Origin of the sequence: Thiospirochaeta perfilievii, assembly GCF_008329945.1 — a bacterium.
In the GTDB taxonomy this organism is placed as follows: Bacteria; Spirochaetota; Spirochaetia; order DSM-2461; family DSM-2461; genus Thiospirochaeta; species Thiospirochaeta perfilievii.
This window is the reverse complement of sequence record NZ_CP035807.1, coordinates 1,406,428-1,419,333: the sequence shown is the minus strand read 5'-3', so window position 1 is coordinate 1,419,333 and position 12,906 is coordinate 1,406,428. Positions and strand designations below refer to the sequence as shown.

Genomic DNA, 12,906 nt, shown 5'->3' with positions numbered 1-12,906 from the left:
TGAGTTAGGATAATTTTTCAACCCGTATTATAGACTCTTAACCCAGTTAACTGCTTGTTCTACCTTCTTCTCTCTATCTGATTTGAGGGGATCAAGGATTCCAAGTTCCCCTATTATCTTACTACCAGAAAGTAACCTCTTAAAATTAGTAAAAACCTTTCCCATCCCTCCTGCATTACAGCAAAATAGCCCGATCTCTCTGTTTTTTAAATCATAACTGTGCAAAAGAGTATTAAATGGAGGTGTGAATGTCCCAGCCCATACAGGTGTACATAAAATTATTCTATTGTACTCTTCAATATTATGGCTTAGGTCCCCTAGCTTAGGTTTTTGTCTCATCACAGCAGCTCTTCCGCCCCATACATATTTCATAAAACCTGTAAACTTTTTCTCATTAAGTGGCTTTAGTTTCATTAAATCTGCTCCAACACTTTGAGCCATTTTTGTTGCCATAAATTCGGTATTTCCCTCATAAGAGTAGTAAATAATCAGTTGTGTCATATTTTCAATATAGCTCTAATCCGGTGAAATATCTACTCTTTCTTTATATGTATTATACGATCCTACATCTAAAATACCTTGTCTAATACTACTAATTAGCTTTTTATTTTTTTTAGGTATTACTAAATTAATTACTATTTTATTTCTATACCACATAGCTATTTCAAGATCTTTCCTATCCTCAATATTTTCTTGAATGTAAGATAGTGCTGTACCGTACAAGGTCTGGAAAATATCAATTCTATTGCTTGCTAAAAGTTTATCCACATTATCAATACTATTTACTTCTACTATTTGTGCAGTGTTTATTAAGCTTTCATCATTTAAAATAGTCCCCCTAAGAACCCCTATTTTTTTCCTTCTAAATTAGGTTTATGTTCCACCCATGTAGGGTGAATATCCTTATTAAATATATAAGTACTATAATTAATGGATAAAATAATTTTTTCAAAATCTTCTTCAAGATTATATGAATCATACAGTTTCCCCATTATCATTATCTTGTTGTAATTTCCCTTATCTTTCAAATATGAAAAAGCTCTAGTAAAAGGATACTTATTTATTTTTAGTTCTAAATCTTGGCTCTTAAATACATCGATAAGGTACTTTTCTGTAATTCCGTTTCCCATACCATCGGTAAAGGGAGGAAATATAAAACTTAATAGTTCTGGAATATCTAGGGTGTTTTGTGAGAAGAGTTGGAAGTTTAATAAAATATATATAAGTATTAGAATTTTTCTTTGTTTCATCTGTTAATTAATTCTCTCTCCCTCTATCATTAATCTTAGTTTTATTGTGATTTTTATACAAGGATTATATATATGTTAAATAAAGAGTTAATTGACCAACAAGATTATGAGAAGTATCTCCAAGATTCACTAAAGTTACAACCTTCAAGAATACTTATTCTTATAATATTAATAGGAGTAATTTTGTTGTTTATAAATTTAGCTAACTTTTCATTAATAAGTTATTTAAAGGATCTATCCATTTTAGTACTAAGCTTAATGATATTTATTATAGGTTATATATATGATCGTAAACATAACAATCTAAGGAATCTAAATAGTCGAATCGAAGATAATAAGGATGCTAAACGTTTTGATAAGGAGTTTATCTTCTCTGTCCCAGTAATTAGAAAGTATTTTGGAGATGAACTCCCAGGAACTCTATACTTTAATAATGATAAAATTACATTTATAGCAAATAGGATAGTTGGATTAAAAATTGTGTGGTTTGACTTAAATAAAATAATTCAGGGGTATTATGATTATAATTTTCTTCCATATAGTTTTAATACAACTATAGAAATTAAGGAGTTAAACTTTTTATTAAGATTTTTATTAATGAATCCAACTAAGCTTCTAGTTATTAAAGAGAAGAGGTTAAAAGTAAAAAAGAGATATGTTTTTAAAATCCCAGTTACTAAAAGTGTTGAGAGTCATATTAAAAACCTCCCATATATAAATACCTTAAATCGTGTAAAAAATACACATATTTAGGATTTAATTAAATATAATAGAGTCACTATGACAGAGTTATTGTGACAGCTCCTGCTGTTATGTGTCAAAAAATATCTAAATATTGGAATAAAAACAGAGTTTAACCCTATAAAACCTACAAACATTGATATCCAACATCAATAAAGTTGGCACATAAAATGCATATCTATTAGTGAAATCAAATTTTGGAGGTGCTAATATGGCTATCGTAAAATTAAAAAACAGAAACATCTATGATCCTTGGGAAGATTTCACAAGATTGCAAAGTGAAATAAATGAACTTTTTAACAATGATCGTATCCCAAAACACTCAGGGTTATTTGATAGAAATTTTACTCCTGCAGTTAATGTCTCTGATAGTAAAAGTGAATATAAAATAACCTGTGAATTACCTGGAATGGAGCAAAGTGATATTGAATTATCAATAGTATCCAATGTTCTTACTATTAAGGGAACAAAACAGAAGGATAAGGTTAGTGATAAAGGTAAGTTCTACAGAAAAGAGATTTGGGAAGGTTCATTTCAAAGAACACTCTCTCTTCCTACCGATGTAGATAGTGAAAAAATTGTGGCTCAACTAGATAATGGTTTTCTTTCAATCTCTGTTCCTAAGAGAGAAGAGGCAAAACCAAAACAGATAACTATTAATGTTCAATAAGGGGGTAACAGTATGAAAGATAAAAAGGAATTAGATACAAGAAAAACAATGGCAGCATTTTGCAATATTTACCATGATGAAAATTCTATAATAATGAGCTTAGAGATGCCTGGTGTAACAAAAGAGAATCTTGATATAAAAGTAGATAAAGACTTATTAATAATTCATGGGAAGAGAGATTTATATCCAGAGGATGGTGAGTACTTAGTAAAAGAGATAAAAGATTATGACTATCACCAGGAGTATACAATAGATAACACTATTGATAGAGAAAATATTGATGCTACTATTAAAAATGGTGTTGTAACACTAACTCTAGGTATAAAAGAGTCTGCAAAACCTAGAACAATTAAAATTACAACATCTTAAAAGAAATAAGGGCTGTTACAGAAGTAAAAAACTGTAACAGTCTTTTTTAATATTCAATATCCAAATTCCACCATTTTAATTCTAATAGCTTTTTTATTACAACTTCAGAAAATCTTTTTTTATTTCTTTTGCTGCATTTCCACCAACATGGTGAAGGGTTTGCCCCGAAATATGAAGTCTCCCACGAAGTGGGAGATCCCATTATAATGCCATGTTATATTACTAAGTCTTCATGCTCTTCTATCGGTTTTTTTATTGTTTTTTTGCTAAACAAAAATACTCCAAATGTAATTGGTCCCAACCGTCCAATAAACATTAAGATTGTAATAATTATTTTACCGAAAACTGTTAGTTGACTGGTAATTCCAGCACTCAATCCAACAGTTCCTAAACCAGAAGCAGCTTCGAAAAAGACTTGTTCAAAACTAAACGATTCACTCATTAATAAAAGCAAAACACCTATAAACAAAATAATGAAATAAAAGGCAAATGTTGCAATTGCATGTATGATTCGGTCAAAAGGAATTGTTCTTCCTAATAGTTTTACCTTAAAAATATCCCCCAGAATTTTTGTCAATTCGTTATTGACTTTATCAGAATTACTTTCAGAAATATCTGATGATAATGGTTGATTTGGTTTGGCTTTCTGTTTCTTTGAAAAAATATGAACAAAATGACTTAATGCAGATTTTTTAGTATCAGTTTCTGGAATTATATTTTGATCTTGTACCGATAAACTATAATTAATATATTCTTTATGACTCGAAAATACGCTATTAATAATTCCTACAATACTGCTGATTGTAGTGGACTTTATTCCACCACCTGTTCCAGAAGGAGACGCGCCTATAATCATGAGAATTAGTAACACGAATAATGAAAAAGATCGTAGTTCTCCAATTGGAATAGTATTAAAACCTACAGTAGTTAATGCAGTCATAGCCTGGAAACAGGACTGAATAAAATTATTAGAGTCAGAATTACTTTTTAAGTAGTTCTCCAGCAACAATAAACTGGCACCTAAAGTAAATAAGACAAAAGTTGTTCCTAGTATAATCTTGCTTGTAAAAGTTATTGAAGTCTTTTTCCCCTTGAATAGAAGCCAAATATCAACCATGACAATATAGCCAATTGCACCCAAAAAACTGAGAATTGATACAATTATATTTAGTTGATAATTATTAGTATAACTTTCAAAACTGTTGTTATAAAGACTGAAACCTGCGGTACAAAAAGAAGAAATACTGTGAAAAATACCACTCCAAACCGGGTTTGCACGATCATCATTCCAAAAAACAAATGTAAGAAGAATGGCACCAATGAATTCAATTATTGCTGTATAAATAACAACACTTTTCACAAATTTCTTGATACTGAAATCTTTTGGAAGGCTAAAAGCCGTTCGATGAACATTTAATCGGCTGTCGGATAATGACTGACTTGTCGATAAAACGACAAACGATCCAAAGGTCATATAACCAATACCTCCAAGCTGAATCAATAATAAAATAACAACCTGCCCAATAATAGAATAGCTGTCAGGTACGCTAACAGTGGCAAGTCCTGTTGTCGAAATTGCCGAAATAGTAATAAATAAATTGTCGATAAATGTGATCCCGACATTTCTGAACCAAGGAAGTGATAAAAGAATAACGCCGATTATGGCATAACTCAAATATCCCCAAACTAAAGATGTTTCTGGTCGGTTGCTTTTAAATAGTAATAAATTCTGCTTCATATTATCCTCCTTTAGTCGTTACGGACGGTACTTTTAATAAATATACCAAATTTGTGCATGGTTTCATAGTATCCGTCAAAATAGATAAAGTAACATAATTAATAATTCTAAACTGACATCATTACTTTATTGATTCAGTAGGATTACATTCCCTCCGCATTTGTGCTTTGAGGTAATGTTATACATACACTTACCCTGTCTTTAGTTTCTCTTCCTCTGTAATATCTGGGGAATCGTGGTAAGTTGTTAGAATTTTAGTTTTTCCAGGAATATATAAATCCTTAGGCCTTGCTCACTTCATAAATGTTCCAAATAATCTACCTAATAACCCTCTATTCCCTGTATTTCTACACTTTTAATTGCGCGAACTAGTTTGATGTCAAAATATAATATGGAAGATATAGATGCTTTTATACGACATTACTGATTATTCTATCAACATCTCGTTTAATGCACATTTAATATTAAGTATATCACTCTTTTTTAACTTCCCAAGTTTTTTTATAATTCTTTTTTTATTAATGGTTCTAATTTGATCTAAAACAACCCAACCATCATTTTTTTCAAATGTTAAAGATATACGTGTTAAGTAATTATGAGAATTAGTTGTCATTGGGGCTATTATTGCAGTTTTTATCCCATGATTCATTTCATCCGGCGAAATAACTACGCATGGACGTGTTTTTTGTATTTCATGTCCAACTGTAGGGTCTAAGTTAACAAGTAAAATATCATATTGATTTATTACCCGAGTTATCCATTGTAGCTATAAGGTTTGTTATATGTAGATTTTTAATTCTCTGATGGGAATTGCTCTATTTTACTTGGTTCTAATTTATCGGTTATCGATACTTTAGGTTTTCCATCTAAAGACAAAACACCTGCGATACTATAATTTCTATCAGATACCTGGAAGTTAGCTATACTTCCATCATTGTAATAATTAATTATTATTTGAATATTCTCTCTTTCAATGTATTCGGAAATTATTTTATTATCTCTTCGATTTATTATATGTTCTGTAAACGAGTTATCCTGACAACCTAGTAACAATAGGGCAGCTAATAAAATTAAATACTTTTTCACTATTATATCCTTTATTAAATTTTGTATAACGTTTCCGAGAGCCTGTACGCAGTTTTTTTGAAAGTTACCTAGAACCCTCAAATTTACTGAATAAACTCTTTGAATTTATATTAACCCAAATATTATCCTGTGTCCCCTATAAAAAATTGGCCGAAGGATAGGTGAAGCGCTACGTTTAGGCTGTGTATGTGATGTATAGTTTTAAAGAGAAAGCGTTTTAAATCCCTTTTTTCAATTAATTTAATATTCATTTTATTTAGTCCTTTAAAAATATATTTCACATAACGTTTCAGTATATGCGATGTTTTGCGGAGTGAGAGTGCAACGTGCCTTGCGTATTTTTCAAAACTTCTTAATGAAAAACCATATCATAAACTTCAAATTTATACCAAATAAACTCTTCTTCATCTTGCGAATGCCAAGCTATATCAACTTCTGTAGGAATGACGATACCATCAACTTTGTTGTTCTTCCTGATATAGCCAATCCATTTTTCTTCTTTATCACCATATTCGACGCCTTTATAACGCATAGCTTCAACTCGTTCAATTTTACCCGATTCTTTGAAATAAAAGGTCATATCTCCTTTTATTCCTTGATAGTTCATTGTGGCTGTAGCAGACAAGTTATCAATTACTTTCCAGGTTATGTATTCGTTATCAACAAAAGCACTAGGAAACCAAATCATTTCTGCTAAGTATCTTTGTAAAGCGGCTTTGTTAATCTTTTCATTATCTTCAATATTTACAACCGGAAATAAAGCAGCTAGTTTCATAACCATTGAACCTTTACCGTTTATATAAAGATCTTCTCCATAGACAGGAATGCCAGATTTACTAGTTTTTATAGACCAAACAAATGCAGGCTCATCTATACTGAAAACTTGTTTCGCTTCAGCTTTCATCCAATCTTCATCGTCAGCATTCAATTTCATTTCACCTTTTTGTTTAAGCGAACCAGTGCTAACCTTTTTTTGCCCAACTATACCAGAACTTTTTAACCAATTTCGAACCGGATTCGGGAAAACGTTAATATCCTCTTCCGTTACAGTTTTTCCTAACTGATTAGTGTACTCCAAAATTTGATTTTCTTTTTTTGTAACTTGCTTATTAAATCGCCACGCTCCTATCAAAAAAGTGATTATTAATATAAAAATTAGTGCGATGGTTACTATTGTTGCTACGATAATTATTTTTTTCATAAGTCTACCCCTTCTAAGATAAAAGCTATTTCCATTATATAAGTATTTCTCTTGCTTGTTGTTCAATTTATATTAAATCGTTTTCGGAGCGATAGCGGAGCATATATTGTCGGAACGCTAGACGCAGTATGGTTAAATTAAAGGTTAGAGAATTCCTGTATAGAATGAATTATAGTAAGTATAAAAACATTATTATCGACGATTTGGTATATCATCCTATAGGAATATATGAATAACTCTCTGATATTATCATCTTCAACTTCTGGAACAATTCTTCCTAATTTCAAAAAATCTGATAATTTCTTTGATTCAAAAATAAATTTCTTTTTAACTTCTTTTGCATAAAAAGGAGAATCTTCTTTTATATAGTTAAAGATATTTCTTAGTGAAGATTTTGCCTTATCTGTCCATGCTACCAATTCGCAGCTTCCTGCTCTAAGTCTGTAATAGCAGTTATATTTCCTGCTTCAACTTCCTCTTGACCTCGATGAATTTGTTCTAAAACATAAAGTTTGTACATTATTTCTTCAAAGTTTACAGTTTCAGGAAGATTAGAAATGACTTTAATTGCTTTTTGCTTATTAGTCATATGTCCCTCTCTGGTATTATTATATCATATTTAACCATATTGAGTCTAACGTTCCGCGGGTATGCGAAGTGGCGAAGCCATTTAGTATAACCGCTGTTATAGTCAGTATTTTCCGTCTAATATTTTATTTTATAAATTTAATAATTCTAGCAAGATGAAATATTGTAAGGATTGCTACCTCTTCATCTCTAATTTTATAAATTATTCTATAATTCTGAAATATGATTTCACGAAGATTTTCATCATTAAATTCTGGGACTATTCTTCCCATTTTAGGAAAATCTTTCAATTTCTTTGTTTCATATTGTATCTTTTTTACAAATGATTCTCCATAATAAACAGAATCTCTAGCAATATACTTAAATATTTCTTTTAAATCACTTTTTGCTTATTTTGTCTAAATTATTGAAGCCATTAATTAATTTCATAGTCCATTTCATTTTCAGAAATGATATTTCCCGTCTCGATATCCTTTAAACCTAATTTTATTTTAGCTTTTGAATATAATTCATACTGAATATCTTCTATCGTACAATCGTCAGGAAGCTGCATTATCAACTTTATTGAGGATTCTTTTATACTATACATTTATTCCTCCTATTTAATATTTTTTTTCTAACTTGATAAGTCAATAAAATTATTGGGTTTTACCTATAATAATTTATTGCCTAATAAACATAGGAAAATATTGACAAACGTTCCGAGATATATAAAGTCTATAACGCAGTGATAGATTTGTCTAAGACTGCAGCACAGCGGAGCATATATTGTCTGTTAGATGATGTATCAAATATTGATTAGTAATGGAACCTACAACCAATAATTAAAATCGATTTATCAGCTACTTCGTAAACTATTCTGTGCTCTTGATCAATTCTTCTTGACCAACAGCCCTGGAGTTGGAATTTTAAAGGTTCTGGTTTTCCAATCCCCTCAAAAGGACATCTTTTAATTTCTTTAATAAGTTCATTAATTCTTTTTATTATTTTCTTATCATTTTTTTGCCAGTAAAGATAATCATCCCAAGAATCAGATGTAAATGTTATGTTCATTCTTCAATAAGTTCTTTTGTAAAAGTATTTCCATTTCTTGCATCAGATAATGATCTTAACAATCTGTTTGCGTTGTTTTGAGAAGATAATAAATACTGAGTTTCAGTTAAACTGTTATAATCTTCTAAAGAAATTAAAACAACATTCTGGTTGTCTTTTCTAGTAACAATAAGAGGTTCATGATCTTGATAGACGCTGTCCATGTGAGATTTTAAATTCTGGCGTAAATCGGTGTAATTAACTGCATTCATAAGTACATTATATTGTACGTTCTAAATAAAATCAATATTTGATATTTCATCTAACGTTCGGGGCATAGACGCAGTTTTTTGAACGGTTGCTAAAACACTCTAATTTGCAGAATAAACTCTTTAATTTATATTAACCTAATTGCAATCCATTGTCCTATAAAAAAATTGGTAGAAGGCTAAGCGAAGCGCAACGTTTAGGCTGTGTTAGGTGAAGTAAATTATCCTTCAAAAACCCCAAAGGACAAAACTTTATTGTTGCTGTATTTTATATCTAAAAACTCTGGGTTTGGATTATAATTGCTAGAATTTCCTAAATAATAGACTGAGCTTTCACTCTCAGGTTCTCCTAGTAAATCAATAACATCATCTTTATTCATTCCAATTTTTAAGTAGCTATTTTTTAAATCATCAATCATTTCATATCTATGATCTGGGTCATTTTCCCAAGACTCCTTGCTAAATGCTCTATTATTATTAAACAGATTACAAGATATAAAAAATATACTTATTAAAATCAAAATTATCTTATTTTTCATTTAATTCTCCTAAAATTTTAAATATTTTATCATAGCTGTCCAAAACAAAAAAACTACAATTTAAGTATTTTATAAAAGTAATCTCCAAGGTATAATCTAAGTACCACACAAAGCACACACAAGGAGATTACTATGAGTTTTCATGATACTATTTTTCGACAAATACTACAATTAATTCCGAGATATGAATTTGAAAAAATTGTAAAATCAGAAAAAGGAGACTTCGCGAATAAAGGATTTTCCTGTTGGAACCAGTTTTCAGCAATGCTATTTGCTCAATTAAGCGGACAAACAGGTCTAAGGGGAATTGAGAACGGTTTAGAGCTTCAAAGTAAAAAGCTGTATCATTTAGGGATATCCAAAACTAAACGCTCAACGCTCTCTTATGCAAATAATATTCGTCCAAATGAGATCTATGAAAAACTATTTTACTCTTTATTATCAAAGCTTCATAGTAAACATAAAAATCATAAATTTAGATTTAAAAACCCACTTTATAGCGTAGATGCGAGTACTATTGATCTCTGCCTGAACATGTTTGATTGGGCTCATTTTAGGAAAAAGAAGGGTGGAATTAAACTCCATGTTACTTTGGATCATTCCAGTTATATTCCATCTTTTGTTACTGTTACGGATGCAAAAGTACATGAATCTAATGAAATTAAAAATGTTCCTTTTAAAAAAGATGATGTTATTGTATTTGATAGAGGGTATACCGATTACCAATATTATTCAGATTTAAGTGAAGAAGGTATCTATTTTGTTACAAGATTGAAGAAAAATGCCAAATATTCTGTGCTTGATGATAAAGACGTTTCAAAGTATGAAAATATACTGTCTGAAAAAATCATAGTTTTTGATAAAATAATATCTAAGAAAGGAAAGCCTCTAAAACTGCGGCTTGTTGAAAGTTATGATCCTGATTTGAAGAAAAGTATAACACTAATTACAAATAACTTTTCATGGTCTCCCAGAACTATTTCAGCAATATATAAAGATAGATGGCAGATTGAGATTTTCTTTAAAACAATTAAGCAAAACCTAAAAATTAAAAGCTTTTTAGGAACAAGCCGAAATGCTGTTCTAACTCAAGTTTGGATCGTTACGATTTCGTTTCTGTTATTGAAATATATGGAATTTCAATCTACTTTAGGTTGGACTGTATCTTCAATAATGGCAATATTATCAACTATATTATTTGCAAATCTTAATTTATTTGATTGGTTAACAGTTCCGCCTGATAAACAAGCTCCACAGAAAAGTTATCTGCTACAAAAGGAGTTGTTTTGATTGTATTGGACAGCTATGATATTTTATATATAATACTAAATTATTTCACCTAACGTTTCAGCAATATATGAAGTCTAGCACGCAATGATAGATTTGTCGAAGACCGCAGCGAAGCGGAGCGGAGCATATACTGTCTGTTATCTGATGTTTAAAAGCTACGCTGTTCTTTATGTATAGTTTTTAACTCATCTTCCAAAATAAATTCTTGTTCTTCAAGATCATAATCATCTTGTAGCCCTAACCAGAACTGAGGAGAAGTTCCAAAGTATGCAGATAATCTTAGTGCTGTATCTGCTGTAATACGCCTATTACCTTTAACTATCTGAGAAATTCTTGTTTGTGGGATATGTAAATCTTTCGAAAGCTTATATGCACTAATTCCCATTGGTAAAAGAAACTCTTCTTGTAGAATTTCTCCAGGATGAATATTATCCAATCTATCATTCATAAAAATCTCCTAATGATAATCTACTATTTCGACATCAGCACAATCTCCATTATGCCAAGAGAAGCAAATTCTCCATTGATTATTTATTCTAATACTGTACAAACCTTTTCTATTACCTTTTAATGCTTCAAGTCTATTATTTGGTGGTATTCTCAAGTCGTTAAGTTCTTGGGCATTATTCAGCATTCTAAGTTTTCTACGTGCAGTATTTTAAATATCCTGTGGTAGTTTACGGGATTTTACACCTTTCCATATTTTTTCAGTCTCTTTCGATGTAAAATCTTTAATCATAATTTAATAATAACTCTTAGCGTTAGTAACGTCAATTATCAGTATCGTCGTTTTTAAATTTTAGATAACGTTCCAACGATGTACGATGTTTCAATTGGACTAGATTCTTGCTCTGCAAGAAACAGGACTATTTAAATATGCCGAAGGCTGAAGCGAAGCGGAACGTATATTGTCTGTTATACGACGTTTCTAATTATTCTATCAACATCTCGTTTAAAACACTTTTAATGCTTACAATATCACTCTTTTTTAACTTTCCAATTTTTTTAATAACTCTTTTTTTATCAATCGTTCTAATTTGATCTAAAACAACCCAACCATCTTTTTTCTCAAAAGTTATGGATATCCGTGTAGGGTAATTATGAGATTTAGTTGTCATTGGTGAAATTATGACTGTTTTTATAGAATGATTCATTTCATCCGGTGAAATTACAACACATGGACGTGTTTTTTGAATTTCATGACCTACTGTATGATCTAGGTTTACAAGTAAAATATCATATTGATTTATTACCATTCCCACTCAGATTCCTCTAAATCCATATTATCTGGAATTAATAAATCATCTTCATTATTTACTGACATGCTTTTAAATGCTGTTGTCCAACCTTCTCTTACATTCTTATGAATAGGTTTTATTAATATCTCTTTGTTATGAACTTCAAGTTCTACAGAATCTTCTATGTGTAATTGAGTAAGTATATTTTTAGGGATTCTTATACCTTTTGAGTTACCTATTGGTATTACTGATATCTGCATCTCACACCTCTTAATGTAATTATATAGTAATAACATTAGATTTGCAAAGATAGAATAGTTAGAAATGTTGTATAACGTTCTGCGGGTATGGGAAGTGGCGAAGCCATTTTCTATACCCGCTGTTATAGGCAGTATTTTCCGTTTAATATTTTATTTTATAAATTTAATAATTCTAGCAAGATGAAATATTGTAAGGATTGCTACCTCTTCATCTCTAATTTTATAAATTATTCTATAATTCTGAAATATGATTTCACGAAGATTTTCATCATTAAATTCTGGGACTATTCTTCCCATTTTAGGAAAATCTTTCAATTTTTTTGTTTCATATTGTATCTTTTTTACAAATGATTCTCCGTAATAAAGAGAATCTCTAGCAATATACTTAAATATTTCTTTTAAATCACTTTTTGCTAATGTTGTCCAAATTATTGAAGCCATGAATTAATTTCATAGTCCATTTCATTTTCAGAAATGATATTTCCCGTCTCGATATCCTTTAAACCTAATTCTATTTTAGCTTTTGAATATAATTCATACTGAATATCTTCTATCGTACAATCGTCAGGAAGCTGCATTATCAACTTTATAGAGGATTCTTTTATACTATACATTTATTCCACCTATTTAATATT

At 30.2% G+C, this 12,906-nt stretch carries 22 protein-coding genes and 2 pseudogenes; 4 read left to right on the top strand and 20 right to left on the bottom strand.

Annotation, left to right across the window (positions count from 1 at the left end; all coding sequences use genetic code 11):
- Positions 1-27 precede the first annotated feature (27 nt).
- From EW093_RS06510 to EW093_RS06500, 3 genes are all read right to left on the bottom strand, one after another.
- A complete protein-coding gene (locus EW093_RS06510; protein ID WP_149567614.1) occupies positions 28-501 on the bottom strand; it encodes a flavodoxin family protein in 474 nt (157 codons plus the stop codon).
- Between the two features lie 15 nt (positions 502-516).
- A complete protein-coding gene (locus EW093_RS06505; protein WP_149567613.1) occupies positions 517-768 on the bottom strand; it encodes a hypothetical protein in 252 nt (83 codons plus the stop codon).
- A gap of 80 nt (positions 769-848) precedes the next feature.
- Positions 849-1,250 (bottom strand): hypothetical protein, encoded by a 402-nt coding sequence (locus EW093_RS06500; RefSeq protein WP_149567612.1) that lies wholly within the window; start codon positions 1,248-1,250, stop codon positions 849-851.
- Positions 1,251-1,322: 72 nt separating this feature from the next.
- Between EW093_RS06500 and EW093_RS06495 the strand changes: the two genes are divergently transcribed.
- The 3 genes from EW093_RS06495 to EW093_RS06485 all read left to right on the top strand — a co-directional run bounded on the left by EW093_RS06495 (position 1,323) and on the right by EW093_RS06485 (position 3,030).
- The gene (locus EW093_RS06495) at positions 1,323-2,003 is read left to right on the top strand and encodes a hypothetical protein (protein WP_149567611.1); all 681 of its coding nucleotides are present in this window, start codon (positions 1,323-1,325) and stop codon (positions 2,001-2,003) included.
- 199 nt (positions 2,004-2,202) lie between these two features.
- On the top strand, positions 2,203-2,661 hold the full coding sequence (locus tag EW093_RS06490; protein WP_149567610.1) for an Hsp20/alpha crystallin family protein: 459 nt from the start codon (positions 2,203-2,205) through the stop codon (positions 2,659-2,661).
- Between the two features lie 12 nt (positions 2,662-2,673).
- Positions 2,674-3,030, top strand: coding sequence for an Hsp20/alpha crystallin family protein (locus EW093_RS06485; protein ID WP_149567609.1), 357 nt, complete (start codon positions 2,674-2,676; stop codon positions 3,028-3,030).
- 214 nt (positions 3,031-3,244) lie between these two features.
- Here the strand turns inward: EW093_RS06485 and EW093_RS06480 are convergent, their stop codons facing one another.
- From EW093_RS06480 to EW093_RS06440, 11 genes and pseudogenes are all read right to left on the bottom strand, one after another.
- Entirely contained in the window at positions 3,245-4,768 is a 1,524-nt protein-coding gene (locus EW093_RS06480; RefSeq protein WP_149567608.1) for a TrkH family potassium uptake protein, read from the bottom strand.
- Positions 4,769-5,195: 427 nt separating this feature from the next.
- Positions 5,196-5,525: a type II toxin-antitoxin system PemK/MazF family toxin gene (locus EW093_RS06475; protein ID WP_149567607.1), complete on the bottom strand. Its 330-nt coding sequence runs from the start codon at positions 5,523-5,525 to the stop codon at positions 5,196-5,198.
- 35 nt (positions 5,526-5,560) lie between these two features.
- Positions 5,561-5,854 (bottom strand): hypothetical protein, encoded by a 294-nt coding sequence (locus EW093_RS06470; protein ID WP_149567606.1) that lies wholly within the window; start codon positions 5,852-5,854, stop codon positions 5,561-5,563.
- A 352-nt stretch (positions 5,855-6,206) separates the two neighbouring features.
- On the bottom strand, positions 6,207-7,055 hold the full coding sequence (locus EW093_RS06465) for a DUF6544 family protein (protein WP_149567605.1): 849 nt from the start codon (positions 7,053-7,055) through the stop codon (positions 6,207-6,209).
- A gap of 137 nt (positions 7,056-7,192) precedes the next feature.
- On the bottom strand, positions 7,193-7,474 hold the full coding sequence (locus tag EW093_RS06460) for a type II toxin-antitoxin system RelE/ParE family toxin (protein WP_149567604.1): 282 nt from the start codon (positions 7,472-7,474) through the stop codon (positions 7,193-7,195).
- Positions 7,468-7,644 (bottom strand): hypothetical protein, encoded by a 177-nt coding sequence (locus tag EW093_RS17290; RefSeq protein ID WP_187759860.1) that lies wholly within the window; start codon positions 7,642-7,644, stop codon positions 7,468-7,470. Before EW093_RS17290 ends, EW093_RS06460 begins: the two co-directional genes overlap by 7 nt.
- A gap of 124 nt (positions 7,645-7,768) precedes the next feature.
- Positions 7,769-8,020, bottom strand: a pseudogene (locus EW093_RS06455) (type II toxin-antitoxin system RelE/ParE family toxin); the annotation flags it as partial.
- Between the two features lie 38 nt (positions 8,021-8,058).
- Positions 8,059-8,232, bottom strand: a complete 174-nt coding sequence (locus EW093_RS17285; RefSeq protein WP_187759859.1) for a hypothetical protein — start codon at positions 8,230-8,232, stop codon at positions 8,059-8,061.
- A 209-nt stretch (positions 8,233-8,441) separates the two neighbouring features.
- A complete protein-coding gene (locus tag EW093_RS06450; RefSeq protein WP_149567603.1) occupies positions 8,442-8,696 on the bottom strand; it encodes a Txe/YoeB family addiction module toxin in 255 nt (84 codons plus the stop codon).
- Entirely contained in the window at positions 8,693-8,947 is a 255-nt protein-coding gene (locus tag EW093_RS06445; RefSeq protein WP_149567602.1) for a type II toxin-antitoxin system Phd/YefM family antitoxin, read from the bottom strand. The genes EW093_RS06450 and EW093_RS06445 overlap by 4 nt, the downstream gene beginning before the upstream one ends.
- 218 nt (positions 8,948-9,165) lie before the next feature.
- Positions 9,166-9,483, bottom strand: a complete 318-nt coding sequence (locus EW093_RS06440) for an outer membrane protein assembly factor BamE (protein WP_149567601.1) — start codon at positions 9,481-9,483, stop codon at positions 9,166-9,168.
- A 132-nt stretch (positions 9,484-9,615) separates the two neighbouring features.
- Between EW093_RS06440 and EW093_RS06435 the strand changes: the two genes are divergently transcribed.
- A complete protein-coding gene (locus tag EW093_RS06435) occupies positions 9,616-10,773 on the top strand; it encodes an IS4 family transposase (protein WP_149567600.1) in 1,158 nt (385 codons plus the stop codon).
- Positions 10,774-10,921: 148 nt separating this feature from the next.
- On the opposite strand, the gene EW093_RS06430 is transcribed toward EW093_RS06435, so the two are convergent.
- The 6 genes and pseudogenes from EW093_RS06430 to EW093_RS06405 form a co-directional block, all read right to left on the bottom strand.
- Entirely contained in the window at positions 10,922-11,221 is a 300-nt protein-coding gene (locus EW093_RS06430; RefSeq protein WP_149567599.1) for a HigA family addiction module antitoxin, read from the bottom strand.
- 9 nt (positions 11,222-11,230) lie between these two features.
- Positions 11,231-11,413, bottom strand: a pseudogene (locus EW093_RS17945) (type II toxin-antitoxin system RelE/ParE family toxin); the annotation flags it as partial.
- A 292-nt stretch (positions 11,414-11,705) separates the two neighbouring features.
- Entirely contained in the window at positions 11,706-12,035 is a 330-nt protein-coding gene (locus tag EW093_RS06420) for a type II toxin-antitoxin system PemK/MazF family toxin (protein WP_223111657.1), read from the bottom strand.
- Positions 12,023-12,271, bottom strand: coding sequence for an AbrB/MazE/SpoVT family DNA-binding domain-containing protein (locus EW093_RS06415; protein WP_149567598.1), 249 nt, complete (start codon positions 12,269-12,271; stop codon positions 12,023-12,025). The genes EW093_RS06420 and EW093_RS06415 overlap by 13 nt, the downstream gene beginning before the upstream one ends.
- Positions 12,272-12,421: 150 nt before the next feature.
- A complete protein-coding gene (locus tag EW093_RS06410; RefSeq protein WP_149567597.1) occupies positions 12,422-12,712 on the bottom strand; it encodes a type II toxin-antitoxin system RelE/ParE family toxin in 291 nt (96 codons plus the stop codon).
- Positions 12,700-12,885: a hypothetical protein gene (locus tag EW093_RS06405; RefSeq protein ID WP_149567596.1), complete on the bottom strand. Its 186-nt coding sequence runs from the start codon at positions 12,883-12,885 to the stop codon at positions 12,700-12,702. The genes EW093_RS06410 and EW093_RS06405 overlap by 13 nt, the downstream gene beginning before the upstream one ends.
- Between the last annotated feature and the right edge of the window lie 21 nt (positions 12,886-12,906).